The following is a 17,431-nucleotide window of genomic DNA, read 5'->3' on the forward strand; positions in this document are numbered from 1 at the left end:
GCGAAGGCCCGGCGTTGCCGGGCCTTCGGTCGTGCCTGAGCGCCCGCGCCTCAGAGATGCTTGATGATCTCGTCGGCGAACTCGCTGCACTTCACTTCGGTGGCGCCGTCCATCAGGCGCGCGAAATCGTAGGTGACGCGCTTGGAGCCGATCGCCTTGTCCATCGCGGCGATGATCGCGTCGGCCGCTTCGGTCCAGCCCATGTAACGCAGCATCATTTCGCCGGACAGGATCACCGAACCCGGATTGACCTTGTCCTGGTTGGCGTACTTGGGCGCGGTGCCGTGGGTAGCTTCGAACACGGCGTGGCCGGTCACGTAGTTGATGTTGGCGCCTGGCGCGATGCCGATGCCGCCGACCTGCGCGGCCAGCGCGTCGGACAAATAATCGCCATTGAGGTTGAGCGTGGCGACCACGTCGTATTCCTTGGGCCGCAGCAGGATCTGCTGCAGGAAGGCGTCGGCGATGGCGTCCTTGATGACGATGCCGGCGCCCGGCTTGCCTTCGGGAATCACGTGCCACGGGCCGCCGTCCAGTTCGACCGCGCCGAACGCTTCGCGCGCGACCTGGTAGCCGAAGTCGCGGAACGCGCCTTCGCTGAACTTCATGATGTTGCCCTTGTGCACCAGCGTCACCGACTTGGCGCCGCTCGCGATCGCATACGTGATCGCGCTGTGCACCAGGCGTTCGGTGCCCTGGTAGCTGACCGGCTTGATGCCGACGCCGACCTGCACCTTGCCCGGGCGCGCCGGCATGCCGATGCCCTGCAGCTGCTTGTCCCAGGCGTCGACCTTGTCCTGCGTGCCGAAGCGGATCTTATCGAAGGACTTGGGGAATTCCTTCTGCAAGAAGTCCAACACCTTCTGCGCATCGGCGCTGCCGGGTTCGAATTCGATGCCGGCGTAGATGTCTTCGGTGTTCTCGCGGAAAATCGTCATCGACACGTCGCCGGGCTTCTTGACCGGCGAGGGCACGCCTTCGAACCAGCGTACCGGGCGCAGGCAGACGTACAGGTCCAGCATCTGGCGCAGCGCGACGTTGAGCGAGCGGATGCCGCCACCGACCGGGGTGGTCAGCGGGCCTTTGATCGAGACGAGGTAATCGCGGCAGGCGTCGACGGTGGCGTCGGGCAGCCAGTTGCCGGTGGCGTTGAAGGCTTTTTCGCCGGCCAGTACTTCCATCCAGTGGATCTTCTTCTTGCCGCCGTAGGCCTTGGCGACTGCGGCGTCGAGCACGCGCACGCTGGCGCGCCAGATGTCGGGGCCGGTGCCGTCGCCTTCGATGAAGGGGATGATGGGTTGATCGGGAACGTTGAGGCCTTGGGGGGCCTTGGTGATCTTGGCGCCGCCGGCCGGCGGGGTCGGGTGGGACGAATCGGACAAGGGGAGTCTCCTGCGGTGCCGCGCAACGTACGGCGCGGGCGAGACCGGTATTGTCGCGATTTGTGGGGCGCGGGGCAAAGCCGGCCGCCCCGGCGGTACCCTCTCTCGTTTTGTAGAGCGGGGCGTGCTCCGCTGCTCTTCGCTCTTAAGCCGTTCGCTCTTAAGCCGTTCGCTCTTAAGTCGTTCGCTCTTAAGCCGTCATCCCAGCGAACGCTGGGACCCATGTTGCTCTTGCCCCCTTAGCCGTCATCCCGGCGAAAGCCGGGATCCAGGCCCGCGTGCTCGTGGGCCTCGCTGCGACTCGCGCCATGGACAAAGGCTTCCGGGCTGCGCCCGGGTCACTTTCTTTGCTGGCCCAAAGAAAGTAACCCAAGAAAGGGCCTGAACTGCGGTGCGATGGTCGTACCTGTAAGTCCGCCAGCGGACCTGCTTTCGTCGTGGGTGACCTTCTTACGCAGGTACTAGATTTTGATTCGCAGCGTATGGGTGACGTGGCTTTTGCGGAGTTGCGCTAAGGAGTAGTTCTTGTCGATCGCCTCGGATCTGAATATCGAAGCGACGGAGGAATCCCGAGGGCTGGCGAGCGGTGGCCAAGCACACGGGGTAACCCCATCGCCGGGATCCCTTCCAAAGGCCCTTTTTCTTTGGTTACTTCTCTTTTTGGGCCCCACAAAAAGAAAGTAACTCGGCCGCGTTTTTAGCGGACGAAACCCCGGCCTGAAAGGCCGGCAGGTCGCGAGAACCCATCAGCAAAGGCAGCGGGGCAAGCTCCGCTCTACATCTTCGCGGGAATGACGGCTTAAGAGCACAGCGAAAGCAAGATGGGTCCCAGTGTTCGCCGAAATGACGACCAAGAGCAAAGCGGCATATGCCGCGTAGAGACAAAAAAGGGCGCGGCTCGCGCCGCGCCCCGTTGCTGCCCCAAAGCGGGAAGCGTTATCCGATTACTTCACTTCGATCGCCTGCTGCGTGCCCGCAGGCGCGCCGTTCAAGGTCACGTCGACGGTGTACTTGCCGGCCGGCCACGGATTGGCGTTGCTGAACTCGATGTTGGTGGTTTCCGGGCCGCTGGTGTTGATCGTCTGCTTCTGCTCGCCGGCGACCTGTCCGTCCTGGAAGGTCAGCTTGGCGCCGACTTCGACGTTGCTGGCAGCGCCGTCGGTCTTGACCGAAGCGATGATCTTGTCGGTGGGCTTGAACGTGGTCACGGCGGCGACCGACTTGTCGGCCGCGGCGGTGGTGCCCACGGTCACGGCGCTGACGGTGGCGGCCGGCGCGGGCGGCGCGGCTTCGGGCATCGGCGCGGGTTCGGTGGCGGCCGGCGGCGGCGTCGCGGCGACCGGTTCTTCCTTCTTCTTGCAGCCGACCAGCGCCACGGAGCCGGCCAGGGCCACGATCAGTGCGTACGAGAGCGTTTTACGGTTCATGAGGATGTCCTTGGAAGGCGGATGGGGATAAGGATCGATCGCGCTTTGCGATCAGGATTCTTCGGCGGGAATCTTCAGCACCTGGCCCGGCTTGATCCGGTCGGGATCGTCGAGCTGGTCGCGATTGGCTTCGAAGATCGCGTTCCACTTGCTGGCCTTGCCGTAGAACTGCTTGGAAATATGCGAGAGCGTGTCGCCCTTCTGCACGGTATAGGTCTGCTCCGGCGATCCCACTTTTTCCGCAGTGGTATCGACCTTGGCGGTGACGCCGGAGAAATCGGCCTTCTCCACCTTTTCCGCAGTGGTGTCGACTTTGGCGCTGACGCCGGAGAAATCGGCTTTCTTCTCGTTGCTCATGTAGGGGCTCCTTACCCGGACGCGGTCTGGGTCGCGCCACGTTTGCACGAACCTTGTTAAGAAGGCATTGCGGCGCCGTGAACGCCGCGTGCAGGCTTCACTGCCGCAGGTCGCGCCCTTGCCGGGGCGCGGCCGATCCCGGCGTCGCCCGCCAGGGGTTGATGTCCAAACCCCCGCGGCGGGTATAGCGCGCCTCCACCGACAACGCTTGCGGACGGCAATGCGCCATCGTGTCGACGAAGATGCGTTCGACGCATTGCTCGTGGAATTCGGCGTGATCGCGGAACGAGACCAGGTAGCGCAGCAAGCCGGCGCGATCGATCCGCGGGCCGCGATAGGCGATGCGCAAGCTGGCCCAGTCCGGTTGGCCGGTGACCGGGCAGTTCGATTTGAGCAGCGACGAGCTGAGCGCTTCGTCGACGATCGTATCGGCATCCGCCTGCAGCCACTGCGCGTCGGGCGGGCCGTAGCTGGCGATGTCGATGTCCAGGCCGTCGATCGATTCGGCTGCGTCGTCCCCGATCTCCGGCAGGCCGAACGCCACGTCGACGGGGGCGCCGGCCGCGCGCGACAGGTCGGTCGCGATCGTGGACAGCACCGCGTCGTCGTCTTCGAAGCGGTGCGCGTTGAACGAGTTGAGGTAAAGCTTGAGCGATTTGGATTCCACCAGGTTCGGCGAATCGAAAGGCACGCGCAGCGTGGCGGTGGCCACGCGCGGCTTGCCGCGCGCGTCCAGCCAGCTCAGTTCGTAGGCGTGCCAGCGGTCGTGGCCGATGAAAGGCAACGCAGCGGCGGGCAGGTCGAGCGCCGTGCGGCCGACAGCGCGCGCGATGGGGAACAGCAGCGAAGGGTCGTAGTGCGCGGGGTAGGCGACTTCGCGGCCTAGGGGGAGGGTGGAGGTCATGGCTTATTTTAGGCCTGCGGCGCTGATACGTGTTTTTTGTCGGCAAGAGGCGCACGTCCTGCTGTTTCCTCTCCCCTTGCGGGAGAGGATGCCCGAAGGGCAGGAGAGGGGAACGCGAGCGGAGCGAAGCGTGCTTTTGCAGTTCTTGTTGGATGGCGCGAAAAGCCGGACCCTCTCCCTGGCCCTTCGGGCCTGTCCCTCTCCCGTAAAAGGGAGAGGGGACAAGCAGAGCTTCGCCTTATTTGGAGTCGCTGCTTGTGCCGTTCAAATAGTCCAAAGCCACCTGCAGCATCGCGCGCGTGCCCAACTTCAGCGCCGATTCGTCCAGAAAAAATTCTGGCGAGTGATTGCTCGGCGCCTTCGACGCATCCTGGCCTTGGGGCGTGGCGCCGACAAAGAAGAAGAGGCCGGGTGCTTGGCGGGCAAAATAGGAGAAATCTTCCGAGCCCATCACCAGGGGCATATCGACCACGTTGCCTGCGCCGGCCGCTTTTTCCAGGCTGGGCCGCATGCGCGCGGTCAGCGCGGGATCGTTCACGGTGACCGGGTTGCCTTGCGCGTCGAGCGGAATCTTGGCGTCGACGGTGGCGCCGTGCGCCGCGGCGACGTGCTCGGCCAAAGTCTTCAGCCGCGCGAACACGTCTTCGCGCATGCCGGTGTCGAAGGTGCGGATGGTGCCGATGGTCTGCACCTGGTCGGGAATGATGTTGTGGCGCACACCGCCCTTGATCGCGCCGAACGTCACCACCACCGGCTGCTTGCTGATGTCCATCTGGCGGCTGACGATGGCTTGCGCGTTGCCGATGATCTGCGCGGCGGCCACGATCGGGTCGACGCCGGACCATGGCCGCGAGCCATGCGTCTGCCGGCCTTTGACGGTGAGCTCGAAACGATCCGATGCCGCCATCGTCGGCCCGGCGCGCACGCCGATCTGGCCGGCGTTGAGCGTGCTGAACACGTGCAGCCCGAACACGGCGTCGGGCTTGAAATCGGCGAACACGCCTTCTTCCAGCATCAGCGTCGCGCCGCCGTCCTCGCCTTGGGGCGGGCCTTCTTCGGCGGGCTGGAAGACGAACAGCACTTCGCCCGGCAATTCGTCGCGCATCCCCACCAAGGCCTGCGCCACGCCCATCAGGATCGAAGTATGCGCATCGTGGCCGCAGGCGTGCATGACGCCTACCGTCTCGCCGCGGTAGGTCGTGGTGGCCTTGGACGCGAACGGCAACGCATTGCGTTCGGTCACCGGCAGCGCGTCCATGTCCGCGCGCAACGCGATCCGCGGCCCGGGCTTGCCGCCTTTCAGCAGCGCGACGACGCCGGTATGGGCGACGCCGGTCTTCGGTTGCAGGCCGAGCTTGCGCAGATGGTCCGCGACCAGTTTCGCGGTGCGCGTCTCGCGGTTGCCCAGTTCCGGATGCTGGTGGATGTCGCGCCGCCAGGCCAGGACCTGCGCGTCCAGCGGCGCGGCCAGGGTTTCGACGTCGGCCGCGGACACAGGGCCTGCGGCCGCCAGCGCGAAAAGCGCAGCGAGGTAAAGGGATCGCATCGATTGCCTCCATCCGGCCCGCCCCGATGCTAACCCAGCACTCGCGTCCGGGGGCGGGTCCATGCGAGTCTTCGTGCCTCGAAGGCAGAGGCGCGATATGAGCGAGCAACGACCCGCCGGCGGCATCGGCGCATTGCAGGGCGACGCGGCGCTGGTGCGCGCGGTCGGATCGATGGCGCTGACCGCGGCGGTGATCAACATCATCGTCGGCGCGGGCATCTTCAAGATGCCCGCGACGTTGTCCGCGCAGATGGGCGCCGCGGCGCCGCTGGCCCTGATCGCCGGCGCGCTGGCGATCCTGCCCGTCGCATTGTGCTTCGCCGCGGTCGGCAGCCGCGCGGCGGCTACCGGCGGACCGTACACCTACGCCAGCGCGGTGTTCGGCCCGTTCGCCGGCTTCATCGCCGGCGCCTTGATGTGGATCAGCAATGTCGCTTCCAGCGCCGGCGTCAGCGCCGCGCTGTCGGTGCAGGTGGCCGGCCTGTTCCCGGCGTTCGCCGAACCGGGTCCGCGCGCGGGGCTGATCGTGTCCGTCTATCTGGCGGTGTTCGCGCTGAACGCGTACGGCGTCAGGCTCGGCGCGCGCGCGATCGCGGTGCTGGCCACGCTGAAGCTGACGCCGCTGTTCCTGCTCACCGGCGTCGGCCTGTTCTTCGTCGACTGGAACCACATCAGCTGGACCGATGTGCCGTCGTGGAGCGCGATGGGCACTTCGATGGTGCTGGTGATGTTCGCCTACTCGGGCATGGAGACCGCGCTGATCCCGTCGGGCGAAGTGCGCGACGTGTCCAAGAGCGTGCCGCGCGCGACGATCGCCGCGATCCTGCTGGTAGTGCTGCTCTATCTCGGCCTGCAGGTGGTCACCCAGGGCGTGTTGGGCCCCGCGTTGGGGCAAAGCGGCGTGCCGCTGGCCGATACCGCCGGTGCGTTGTGGTCGTCGTCGGGCCGCACCGTGCTGCTGTTGACGGCGTGCGTATCGATGCTGGGCTTCCTGATGGGCAACCTGCTCGGCACTTCGCGCCTGGTGTTCGCGCTCGGGCGCGACGGCTACCTGCCCAGCGCTTTCGGCCGCGTCAGCGCGTCGCACCGCGTGCCGCTGCTAGCGATCACCGCGCACGCCGGGCTGGCCTGCGTACTGGCGTTGACCAGCGTGTTGGATGCATCGGAATTGGTGGCCGGCGGCTTCGACACGCTGGTGCTGATCTCCGGCGGCGGCAACTGCCTGGTCTACATCACCGTCTGCCTGGCGGCATGGCGCGCGCAGCGCATCGATCTGCGCGAGCGCGGCGAGCCTTTCGTGATGCCCGGCGGCGGCGCCATCCCGCTGATCTCCGTCGTGGCGATGGTCGCCATCGTCGCCACCCTGACTGCCAAGGAATGGTTGGCGCTCGGCGGCGCGCTGGCGGCGTTGATCGCGGTGTATGCGATCTTGCGGACGATGCGTCCACGCAAGTCGCCCTGATCAGAACGATAGCGGCGCCATTTGACGCGAACTTAACGTGTCGCGCACTTCCAGTGCTCTCGATGACGCAGTACGCAACACACCATCCTGACGGGCTTTTCATCTCCCCGACTTATCATGAGCGTCGCCAAGGCGCATCCGCGCGGTGCGCCATCCCCCACGATGGAGCAGGATCATGCCGTATACGTTGCCGAAACTGCCTTACGCCTACGACGCGCTCGAACCGCATGTCGACGCGAAGACGATGGAGATCCACCACACCAAGCACCACCAGACTTACGTCGACAAGCTCAACGAAGCGGTCGACGGTACGCCATTGGCCGACAAGCCGGTCGAAGCACTGATCCGCGACCTCGACGTGGTGCCGGAAGGCAAACGCGGCGCGGTGCGCAACCACGGCGGCGGCCACGCCAACCACAGTCTGTTCTGGACCGTGATGGCTCCCGACGGCGGCGGCCAACCGGACGGCGAGCTCGCCAAGGCGATCGACAGCGATTTCGGCGGCTTCGACAAGTTCAAGGAAGCGTTCACCAAAGCGGCGGTCGGGCGTTTCGGCAGCGGTTGGGCCTGGCTGGTGGTCGACGGCAAGGGCAAGCTGGCCGTCGAAGACAGCGGCAACCAGGACAGCCCGCTGATGAAGGGCGTGGGTTCGGGCAATACGCCGATCCTGGGACTGGACGTGTGGGAGCATGCGTATTACCTGAAGTACCAGAACCGCCGGCCCGATTACATCGCCGCGTTCTACAACGTGATCAACTGGAAGGAAGTGGCGCGGCGGTATGCCGAGGCCAAGAAGGGTTGATCCGCTTTTTTTGTAGAGCGGAGCTTGCTCCGCTGCTTCTGGTTTTGATGCCGCGAAAAGCCGGGCCCTCTCCCTGGCCTTCGGCCTGCCCCTCTCCCGTGAACGGGAGAGGGTTTTAATCTTCAGCCTTCGAGATTCCGCACTTGCGTCGGTCTGCCGCGCGCATCGAGCGCGATCATCACGAAGCGGCCGCGCGTACACAGTTCGCGATCGCCGCTGAGCAGATCCTCGGCGATCAGCTCCACCTCGACTTGCATGGAGCTGCGTCCCACTTCCACCACGCGCGCTACCGTTTCGACCAGTTGGCCCTGGCGGATCGGCAACTTGAAATCGACCTGCTCCGATCGCGCAGTGACCACCGAGCGCCGCGAATAGCGCGAAGCGGCGATGAACGCGGCCTTGTCAATCCACGCCAGCGCCTGGCCGCCGAACAGCGTGCCGAGGTGGTTGGTGTGGTCGGGGAAGACTATTTCGAGCAGGCGGGCTTCCAGATGCGCGGTCATATTCTCTCTACTAAAAGAAGAGCCGTTCCCCCCTTTGAAAAAGGGGCGGGGGTGGATTTTCTTTTGCTTTTGCCCTTGCTTTAAGAAAAGAACAACAGCAAAAGCAAATCCCCCTGCCCCCTTTTTCAAAGGGGGGAACAGCTTAGAAAGCGTGGTCGAAGCCCACTTCGCCCTGCACGCCGACCTGGTAGGCCGACACGCGCCGCTCGAAGAAGTTGGTCAGCTCCTGCACGTCCTGAAGATCCATGAACGGAAACGGATTCAGTGCGCCGAAATGCTTGGGCATGCCGAGTTGGGCCATGCGCTGGTCGGCGCAGTACTCCAGGTATTGGCGCATGTCCTTCAGCGACAGGCCGGCGACGCCGCCGGACAGCGTGTCCTCGGCGAAGGCGGCTTCGCATTCCACCGCTTCGCACATCATCTGCAGCACCTGCGCGCGGAATTCGTCGTCGAAGAGATCGGGTTCCTCCTCGCGCGCGGTGCGGATCACCTCGAACGCGAACGCCATGTGGCAGCTCTCGTCGCGGAACACCCAGTTGGTGCCGGACGCCAGGCCGTGCAGCAACCCACGCGAGCGCAGGTAGTAGATGTAGGCGAAAGCGCCAAAGAAGAACAGACCTTCGATGCAGCCGGCGAAGCAGACCATGTTCAGCAGGAAGCGCCGGCGCTGCTCGCGCGTGTCCAGTCGTTGCAGATCCTGTATCGAATCGATCCACTTGAAGCAGAACTCGGCCTTCTTTCGGATCGAAGGGATGTTCTCCACCGCGGCGAAAGCCTTGGCGCGCTCGTTCGGATCCGGCAGGTAGCTGTCGAGCAGGGTCAGGTAGAACTGCACGTGCAGCGCTTCCTCGTACAGCTGCCGCGACAGGTACATGCGCGCTTCGGGCGCATTGATGTGCTGGTAGAGGTTCAACACCAGGTTGTTGGACACGATCGAGTCGCCGGTGGCGAAGAACGCGACCAGGCGTTCGATCAGATGGCGCTCCGCCGGGCCGAACTTGTGCTTGAGGTCGTTGAGATCCAGCGAGAAGTCCACTTCCTCCACCGTCCAGGTGTTGCGGATGGCATTGCGGTACATCTCGTAGAACTGCGGGTAGCGCATCGGGCGTAGGGTCAGTTCGAAGCCCGGGTCGAGCAGGAGTTGGCGGTTGTGGGTGGACATCGTGTTTCTCGTTTTTCCTTCTCCCTCGGGAGAAGGTGCCCGAAGGGCGGATGAGGGTTCGGCGAAGGTGCGGCAGTCGAACAACGACGCTCCGCCGTACCCTCACCCCAACCCCTCTCCCGCAGGGAGAGGGGCTTCAAGCGTTACTGGCAGGCTTCGCAGCTCTCGGGGTTCTCCAACGAGCACGCGATGGCATCCGCCGGCGCGATCTCCGGCTGCGAGGCCTGCGCGGGCGCATTGCCGAGCGTGGTCTTGGCGATCTTCGTCGCCGGCCGCGAGCGCAGGTAGTACGTGGTCTTGATGCCTTTCTTCCACGCGTACATGTACATCGACGACATCGCGCCGATGTTCGGGCTTTCCATGAACAGGTTGAGCGAGGCGGACTGGTCGATAAAGGCGCCTCGATCGGCCGCCATGTCGATCAGCGAGCGCATCGGAATCTCCCAGGCGGTGCGGTAGATCGCGCGCAGCGTTTCCGGAATCTGCGCGATGACTTGGATCGAACCCTCTGCCTGCTTGATCGCGTCGCGGATCTCGGGCGTCCACAGGCCCAGCTTCTTCAATTCGACCACCAGGTAACGGTTGACCTGCAGGAAATCGCCCGACAGCGTCTCGCGCTTGAACAGGTTGCTGACCTGCGGCTCGACGCATTCGTAGCAGCCGGCGATCGAAGCGATGGTCGCGGTCGGCGCGATCGCGATCAGCAGCGAATTGCGCAGGCCGTGCTCGCGGATACGGTCGCGCAACGTGTCCCAGCGCTCGGTGCCCTCCGGCGTCACGCCCCAGGCGTCGAACTGCAGCTCGCCGGCGGCGGCGCGGGTGTCGTCGAACGAAGGGTGGCGGCCGCGTTCCTCGGCCAGTTCGCAGGAAGTTTCCAACGCGTGGTAATAGATGGTTTCGGCGATCTTCGCCGACAGCACGCGCGCCGGCTCGCTGTCGAAAGGCAGGCGCAGCCGGAAGAACACGTCCTGCAACCCCATCACGCCCAGCCCGACCGGCCGCCAGCGCAGATTGCCGCGGCGCGCGGATTCGATCGGATAGAAGTTCAAATCGATCACGCGATCCAGTTGGCGCACGGCCAGACGCACGGTTTCACCGAGTTTGTCGTAATCGAAGTGGCCGTCTTCGTCAAAATGCCGGCTCAAATTAATTGAGCCGAGGTTGCATACCGCGGTTTCCTCCGCCGAAGTCACTTCCAGAATTTCGGTGCACAGATTGGACAGGTGGATCACGTTGCCGGCTTTGGCGGTCTGGTTGCAGGCGCGATTGCACTTGTCCTTGAACGTCATCCAGCCGTTGCCGGTTTGCGCCAGCGTGCGCATCATCCGCCCGTACAGTTCGCGCGCCTGCACGGTCTTGACGGCCTTGCCCTGTTTTTCGGCCTGTTCGTAGGCGCGCTCGAATTCTTCGCCGAACAGATCGGTGAACTCGGGCACGATGCGCGGATCGAACAGCGACCATTCGCCGCCGGCTTCGACCCGCTTCATGAACAGGTCCGGGATCCAGTTGGCCAGATTGAGATTGTGCGTGCGCCGCGCGTCGTCGCCGGTGTTGTCGCGCAGCTCCAGGAATTCCTCCACATCCGCGTGCCACGGCTCCAGATACACGCATGCGGCGCCCTTGCGCTTGCCGCCCTGGTTGACCGCGGCTACCGACGAATCCAGCGTCTTCAGCCACGGCACGATGCCGTTGGAATGGCCATTGGTCGATTTGATCAGCGATCCCCGCGAACGCACGCGCGTATAGCTGACGCCGATACCGCCGCTGAACTTGGACAGCTGGGCGATGTCGCCGTACTTCCGGTAGATCGATTCCAGCGAATCGCGCGGCGAATCCAGCAGGAAGCACGACGACAGCTGTTCGTGCGTGGTGCCGCTGTTGAACAGCGTCGGCGAGCTCGGCAGGTAGTCCAGGTTGCCCATGCGCCGGTACAGCGCCAGCGCCTCGGGAACATCCTCGCTCAGCGCGCAGGCGATGCGCAGGAAGAACTGCTGCGGCGTCTCGATCACCTTGCGCGTATGCGGGTGGCGCAGCAGGTAGCGGTCGTACAGCGTGCGGAGGCCGAAATAGTCGAAGTGCAGGTCCAGCGACATGTCCAGCGCGTCGTTGAGCTTGCGCGCATTGGCTTGCACGAAGCCGAGCAGGCGGTCGTTGATCAGGCCGACTTCGTGGCCGCGGGCGACCGATTGCGAGAACGCATGGATTTCCTGGCCGGCCACTTCTTTGGCGATGACGTTGGCCAGCAGGCGCGCGCCGAGGCGGCCGTATTCGGGTTCTTCGGCGGTCAGCAGCGCAGCGGTGCGGATCGACAGCTCGTCCAGTTCGCGCGTGCTGGCGCCGTCGTACAGTCCTGAGATGGTGCGCGTGGCCACGCGCATCGGATCGATCGCGTGCAGGCCTTCGCAGCAGCGCTGCACGGCGCGCACGATCTTGTTGAGATCCACCGGCTCGCGCCCGCCGTTGCGCTTGGTCACGCTCATCGCGGTGGCGGCGGGCGGCGGGGTGAGCAGGAAGGGCGTGTTGTTGGAAAGCGTGTTGTTGGAAAGCGTGTTGTTCGAAAGCGGGTCGCGCGCTTCGGTCGCGGCGGTGTCCGCAACGGCGCTGTCGTTCGGGTTCATGCGTGCTTCTCCTGCGATGGCGCACCGATGCCGTCTGTCCCACGCGGACGGCGGAAGGGGCGGCATCGCGCAGGGACGCAAGTCCACGGCGCGACCCCGCCCCCTCGGGCGTGCGGCGATCTCAGGGTGGGCGAGCGGTGTCGCAACAGCCGCGATGCGTTCGCACGAAAGCAAAGGCCGGCTTGCGTCACCAGCCATCTCCCCCCGGAGATTCCGCGGCCGGCACCGCGCGGTGTGCATCGCGCGGTTGTCGGCAGGTCTTCGGACTCGTGGACGCGGGACGCTTCTTTGTAGGAGCGGCTTCAGCCGCGAGCTCTTCCGGCCAGATCGCGCGAGCGTCAGGAAAAAGCTCGCGGCTGAAGCCGCTCCTACGAAAGGCTATTCCACCTACCGGCCGTCGCTTCCCGGGATCCTGGATCCCAGTGCCAATGACGGCTTTCGTTTCCACATACCGCTGCGGGGCAGTGCCGGATTCCAACCGGCTTCCCTTTTCATCCGGCGGCGCGAGCCGTCGGAACCGACGGCCACAACATACGGTGCCTAGACGGCGCCGTCAACGCCAGATGTAGCGATATTCAAATTGGCCGCGCTTGTTTGGCCGGCGGGTTTGAACTCCGGCGGACCGACCACCACCCATGCGCGTTCGCGCCAACCGCGTGCGGCGCGCAGGTCGCGGTACATGCCGCGCCAGGCGTGCGCCACGAGCCGGAAGGGATTGTTGCTGTGGAAGGGTTCCACCAGCCCGTACCGCGGCGGATGCTCCGCCGTTTCAGCTTGGAAAGTGCCGAACCAGCGATCGAAGACGATCAGCACGCCGCCGTAGTTGCGGTCGATGTAGATCTGGTTGCTCGCATGGTGCGCGCGATGGTGCGAAGGCGTATTGAACAGGTATTCGATCGGACGCGGCAGCTTGCCGATCAGTTCGGTGTGCAGCCAGAACTGGTACAGCAGATTCAGGGACAGCGTGGCGAGGACGATCGGAACCGGAAATCCGATCAGCACCAGCGGCGCCATGAAGACGGGCGTGCCGACGATGCGGCTGGTCCAGCCCAGCCGGTAAGCGGCGGCGAACGTGATCCGATGCGAGGAGTGGTGGACGGAGTGATTGAGCCAGAACCAGCGGATGCGGTGCTCGGCGCGGTGCATCCAGTAATAGCAGAAGTCCAGGCCGAGCAGCAACAGGGCCCAGTGCCACCAGCGGTCCATCGCGATCTCGCCGATCCGCCAGTGCCACACCGCATACAGCATCAGGCCCACGATGCCCGTCTTGACTACGGCGATGATTACGATGCGGCCGGCGACATCGCCCAGCGACGCCCAGAATTCGCCCCAAGCGTAGCCGCGGCCGCTTCGAACCAGCCACCATGCTTCGATCGCGGCGAGCAGAATGAGCGCCAGCATCAGCCAGGCCGTAAGTTTAAGGCTCAACAAAGGGCACGCTCCGCCGGCGCAGAAGAGAAGGGTTGCGCGAACGCGAACGGCGTCGGCGCGCGGCCAGACTAGCGGCGCGGGCGCGTGCGGTGCCGCCGTCGCAAGGCGGAGTGGGAACACTGACCGAAGATAGGTGCGCGTGGTTTCGTTGCCGCGCTTGCTCCGCCGCTCTTGCTTGCGGTGTGGAGCAGACGGCGCAGAAGCAATGGCAAAGCCAGCGGGGCAAGCCCCGCTCTACGAAACGGAAGCGGCGGTCACTGGCGGTGTTCGAGGGTGAGGTATTCGGCCGACTGCATCTCGATCAGCCGCGAGGCGGTGCGCTCGAACGCCGCGGCCAGGCGCGTGCCTTCGTAGAGCGCGGGCGGCGGCGCGTCCGCCGTGCAGACGAGGTTGACGTGGCGGTCGTACAACTCGTCGATCAAGGTGATGAAGCGCCGCGCCGGGTTGTCCATGCGTTCCTCAAGGCGCGGGATGCCGCCCAGCAGCACGGTGTGGAACTCGCGCGCGATCTCGATGTAGTCGGACGCGCCGCGCGGGCCTTCGCACAATTCGGCGAAATCGAACCAGGCCATGCCCTTGCAGCGCGCGCGCACGGCGATCTTGCGGCCTTCCAGTTCGATGGTGCCGCCGCGGTGCGCGTCGTCGCCGCCGAGCGCATGCCAGCGCGATTCCAGCCAAGCGTCGGATCCGGCGTCCAGCGGCGCGCGGTAGACCGGCGAGCGGGTCAGTTCGCGCAGGCGGTAGTCGGTGGGGCTGTCCAGGTGGGCGATGATGCAATGCTGCTGGATCAGCGCGATCGCCGGCAGGAAGCGCGCGCGTTGCAGGCCGTCCTTGTACAGCTCGCCCGGCGCGCTGTTGGACGTGGTGACCAGGATCACGCCTTCGGCGAACAGGCGGTCGAGCAGGCGCCCGAGCAGCATCGCGTCGCCGATGTCGCTGACGAAGAATTCGTCCAGCACCAGCACGCGCAGCGTGCGTTGCCATTCCTTGGCGATGATCGCCAGCGGATCGCGCTCGCCGGCGTGCGCGCGCAGGCGTTCGTGCACGTCGCGCATGAAGCGGTGGAAGTGGGTGCGGCGCTTCTGCGCGATCGGCAGTCCGTCGTAAAAAAGATCGATCAAGAAGGTCTTGCCGCGGCCTACGCCGCCCCACAAATACAGGCCGCGCTCGGGCGGCGGCGGGCCTTCGCCGAACATCCGCTCCAGCAGGCCGCGCGATTTCGGCGGCGCGACGAGCGCGGCATGGATGCGGTCGAGTTCTCGCAGGGCGCCGCGTTGCGCCGGATCGTCTTGCCAGTCGCCGCGGGCGGCGCCGGCGCGGTAGTTTTCCGACGGCAGCGCCGCCGCCTTCGCGTCAGCCATTCGTTGCGGGCAGGTAAGGGCGTACGCCGTTCTTGATCGCACCGCGCAGGTCGATCAGCTTGCGGTGGAAGAAATGGCTGGTGTCGGGCATGCGCACGAGTTCGGCCTGGGCCTTGGATTTCTCCAGCCAATCGTAAACGGCCTGCGGGTCGACGATCTCGTCGTTCTCGCCCTGGATCACCAGCCAAGGCATGGTCGGCAGCGGGACGCTTTCGAAATCCCAGCGCCCGGCCGGCGGCGCGATCGAGATCAGCAACGCCGGCTTCAGTTCTTCGGCCGCGCCGATCGAAACGAAGGCGCCGAAGCTGAAGCCCGCCAGCCATAACGCATGCTCCGGCCGCTGCTCGCGCACCCAGGCCGCCACCGCGCGCAGGTCGTCGGTCTCGCCGCGGCCCTCGTCGTACTCGCCTTCGGAATGGCCGGTGCCGCGGAAGTTGAAGCGCACCGTCGTCGCGCCCAATTCGCGCAGGGCACGCGCGGCCATCGTCACCACCTTGTTGTGCATGCTGCCGCCTTCGGTCGGCAGCGGATGGCAGACCACGCCCACCACCGGCACGGCCGGGCAGTCGGGCTCCGGATATTCGACTGCGGCTTCAAGGGCGCCGGCGGGGCCGTGCAGCACCACCGGACCGGAGGCATCGGGGAAGGGAGGGCGGGTCATCGGGCGATGATACTAGCGGCGCAGGTCGAAGCCGGTGAGCAGCGGATCGTGGTCGGAACTGCGCCACGGCGTAGCGGTATTTTCGGCGCTGATGTCTTCCCGATAACCGACGTTGCCGGCTTCATCCGCGTTGATATGCCATTCCGCGACGCCCCCGAGGCGCTTGGCCAGGGCCGGGCTTAACAGGGCGTGGTCCAGGCGGCCGGACTGGCCATCGTAGACATAGCTATAGGGCCGTTCCCCGGGCGCGTCGGCCGATGGCGCGCCGTGGCGGCGGGCGATGGCGAAAGCGTCCTGCCAGCCGCGCGAACGCAGCCGGCGCAGGGGATCTTCCTCGGCGTAGGCATTCAGATCGCCGACGATCATCACCAAGGGGCTGCTGGAGCGAGTGGGGTCGGTCTTCAGCCAGCGGTCCAGGCCGGTCGCGGATTCGACGCGGGTCGCGTTCCAACAACTCTGGCCGTCGCGCTGATCGGCATCGGCGCCGCTGGCCTCCGTGCAGCCCTTGGACTTGAAGTGGTTGGCGGCGACCACGAACACTGGCCCGCGTCCGGCGCGGAAGGCCTGCGCCAGCGGCGCGCGGCTGCGGTCGGCGAAGGGGCCGGCCGTCAGGGTCGCGGGACGGCCGACGGTCTCGACCCGTTTGCCGCGGTAGATCAGGCCGACGCGGATATCGTCGCTGCCCGGCCCGCGCGCGGTTTCGACATGGCGCCAATCGCCGCCGCCCTCGTTCATCGCCGCGACCAGCTGGGCGAGGCTGGACTCGGGGCCGTAGCCGTCGTTTTCCAGTTCCATCAGCGCGGCGATGTCCGGATCGAGCGCGCGCAGGGTCGCGACCAGTTTCGACAGTTGCACGGCGTACTGCTGCGCCGTCTTGGCACCGCGCTTGGTCGGAAAGCCACCGCCGCGACCGTCGCCGTTGAACAGGTTCTCCAGATTCAGACTGGCAATGCGCACATTGCCGTCGACTTTCGGCGCCGGCGGGCGCGCCGCCGCGCGGATCTGCAAGGGTTCGGTCAGCTGCAGGCTGTAACCGCCGCGTTGATCGAGCACGCCGATGGCACGTTCGACGACGCTGCCGGCGCGCGGCGTGCCCCTCTGCGGCGGCAGGTACCCGATGCGGTACGGATCGCGAACGAGCTGGCCGTCGTCCAGCGCGAAGCGCCGGCGCGCGTTGTCCGCAGCGATGCGTTGCGCTTCCGCGCCGGGCGCTGCGATTTCGGTCGGCGTGAACGGCCGGCCGTCGAAACTCGCGCTCAATATGCCGAAGCCCGATAGTTGGCGCGTGGCAGTCACTGTCAGCGGCGCGTCGATGCGCAGCAGCATTCCCTCGCAGCGCTCCCAATCGGCGGCCTGCGCGGGCGCGGCGGACACCGGGGTCGGCGCCAACGGCGGGCCGCGGCCTAGCGTTTCGATCTGCAGCGGTTCGAGCGTGGTCAGGGTGGCGTGGCCACCCACGTCGCGTTCCACCACGCGGCCGCGGATCCGGACGCGGCGTTGCGGTTTGGCCTCGCGGTTCTGGGTTTCGACGAACAGCGCGTCGGAGGTGGCCGGATCGCCGTCGCCGCCGTCCTGCACGAACCAGCCGCCCATGGCGCCGCCGAGCAGTCCGACGACCGTACCCTCGACTACTACGATTTCGCCGGCGCGAGGGCTGGCATTGCCGCGGCCTTGCACGCTGCCGATCGCGATAGCCTCGGGATGCGGCGCCGCAGGCGCGCGTTCCCGGACCGCGTCCGGCGCACAGGCGGCCAGCACGCAGCAAGCGGCGGCCAACATCGCGATCCGATCGTGCATCGGCATTCCCCTGCAAAC

The 17,431-nt window shown here is 65.9% G+C and carries 14 protein-coding genes and 1 riboswitch; of the genes, 2 read left to right on the forward strand and 12 right to left on the reverse strand.

Going from position 1 to position 17,431, the window contains the following annotated elements:
- Positions 1-50 precede the first annotated feature (50 nt).
- The 5 genes from icd to M2650_RS15740 all read right to left on the reverse strand — a co-directional run bounded on the left by icd (position 51) and on the right by M2650_RS15740 (position 5,616).
- Positions 51-1,382, reverse strand: a complete 1,332-nt coding sequence (gene icd, locus M2650_RS15720) for an isocitrate dehydrogenase (NADP(+)) (RefSeq protein ID WP_249476109.1) — start codon at positions 1,380-1,382, stop codon at positions 51-53.
- A 944-nt stretch (positions 1,383-2,326) separates the two neighbouring features.
- Positions 2,327-2,809, reverse strand: a complete 483-nt coding sequence (locus M2650_RS15725; protein ID WP_249476110.1) for a FimD/PapC N-terminal domain-containing protein — start codon at positions 2,807-2,809, stop codon at positions 2,327-2,329.
- Between the two features lie 51 nt (positions 2,810-2,860).
- On the reverse strand, positions 2,861-3,166 hold the full coding sequence (locus M2650_RS15730; RefSeq protein ID WP_249476111.1) for a LysM peptidoglycan-binding domain-containing protein: 306 nt from the start codon (positions 3,164-3,166) through the stop codon (positions 2,861-2,863).
- A gap of 97 nt (positions 3,167-3,263) precedes the next feature.
- Entirely contained in the window at positions 3,264-4,070 is an 807-nt protein-coding gene (gene queF, locus M2650_RS15735) for an NADPH-dependent 7-cyano-7-deazaguanine reductase QueF (RefSeq protein WP_249476112.1), read from the reverse strand.
- Between the two features lie 238 nt (positions 4,071-4,308).
- The gene (locus M2650_RS15740) at positions 4,309-5,616 is read right to left on the reverse strand and encodes a M20 family metallopeptidase (RefSeq protein WP_345779872.1); all 1,308 of its coding nucleotides are present in this window, start codon (positions 5,614-5,616) and stop codon (positions 4,309-4,311) included.
- 97 nt (positions 5,617-5,713) lie between these two features.
- On the opposite strand from M2650_RS15740, the gene M2650_RS15745 reads away from it, so the two are divergent.
- Positions 5,714-7,078: an APC family permease gene (locus tag M2650_RS15745; RefSeq protein ID WP_249476113.1), complete on the forward strand. Its 1,365-nt coding sequence runs from the start codon at positions 5,714-5,716 to the stop codon at positions 7,076-7,078.
- 175 nt (positions 7,079-7,253) lie between these two features.
- On the forward strand, positions 7,254-7,880 hold the full coding sequence (locus M2650_RS15750; RefSeq protein ID WP_249476114.1) for a superoxide dismutase: 627 nt from the start codon (positions 7,254-7,256) through the stop codon (positions 7,878-7,880).
- 122 nt (positions 7,881-8,002) lie between these two features.
- Here the strand turns inward: M2650_RS15750 and M2650_RS15755 are convergent, their stop codons facing one another.
- From M2650_RS15755 to M2650_RS15785, 7 genes are all read right to left on the reverse strand, one after another.
- A complete protein-coding gene (locus tag M2650_RS15755; RefSeq protein ID WP_249476115.1) occupies positions 8,003-8,383 on the reverse strand; it encodes an acyl-CoA thioesterase in 381 nt (126 codons plus the stop codon).
- A 142-nt stretch (positions 8,384-8,525) separates the two neighbouring features.
- Positions 8,526-9,545, reverse strand: a complete 1,020-nt coding sequence (locus tag M2650_RS15760; RefSeq protein WP_249476116.1) for a ribonucleotide-diphosphate reductase subunit beta — start codon at positions 9,543-9,545, stop codon at positions 8,526-8,528.
- Between the two features lie 143 nt (positions 9,546-9,688).
- The gene (locus M2650_RS15765; RefSeq protein WP_249476227.1) at positions 9,689-12,025 is read right to left on the reverse strand and encodes a ribonucleoside-diphosphate reductase subunit alpha; all 2,337 of its coding nucleotides are present in this window, start codon (positions 12,023-12,025) and stop codon (positions 9,689-9,691) included.
- 373 nt (positions 12,026-12,398) lie between these two features.
- Positions 12,399-12,700, reverse strand: a riboswitch (cobalamin riboswitch).
- Between the two features lie 3 nt (positions 12,701-12,703).
- Positions 12,704-13,591 (reverse strand): sterol desaturase family protein, encoded by an 888-nt coding sequence (locus M2650_RS15770; protein ID WP_249476117.1) that lies wholly within the window; start codon positions 13,589-13,591, stop codon positions 12,704-12,706.
- 257 nt (positions 13,592-13,848) lie between these two features.
- Entirely contained in the window at positions 13,849-14,955 is a 1,107-nt protein-coding gene (gene zapE, locus M2650_RS15775) for a cell division protein ZapE (RefSeq protein WP_249476118.1), read from the reverse strand.
- Positions 14,948-15,616 (reverse strand): alpha/beta hydrolase, encoded by a 669-nt coding sequence (locus M2650_RS15780; protein ID WP_249476119.1) that lies wholly within the window; start codon positions 15,614-15,616, stop codon positions 14,948-14,950. The genes zapE and M2650_RS15780 overlap by 8 nt, the downstream gene beginning before the upstream one ends.
- 12 nt (positions 15,617-15,628) lie before the next feature.
- Complete coding sequence (locus M2650_RS15785; protein ID WP_249476120.1) at positions 15,629-17,413, reverse strand: ExeM/NucH family extracellular endonuclease; 1,785 nt, start codon at positions 17,411-17,413, stop codon at positions 15,629-15,631.
- Between the last annotated feature and the right edge of the window lie 18 nt (positions 17,414-17,431).

This window comes from Luteimonas galliterrae, assembly GCF_023374055.1.
Taxonomy (GTDB): domain Bacteria; phylum Pseudomonadota; class Gammaproteobacteria; order Xanthomonadales; family Xanthomonadaceae; genus Luteimonas_C; species Luteimonas_C galliterrae.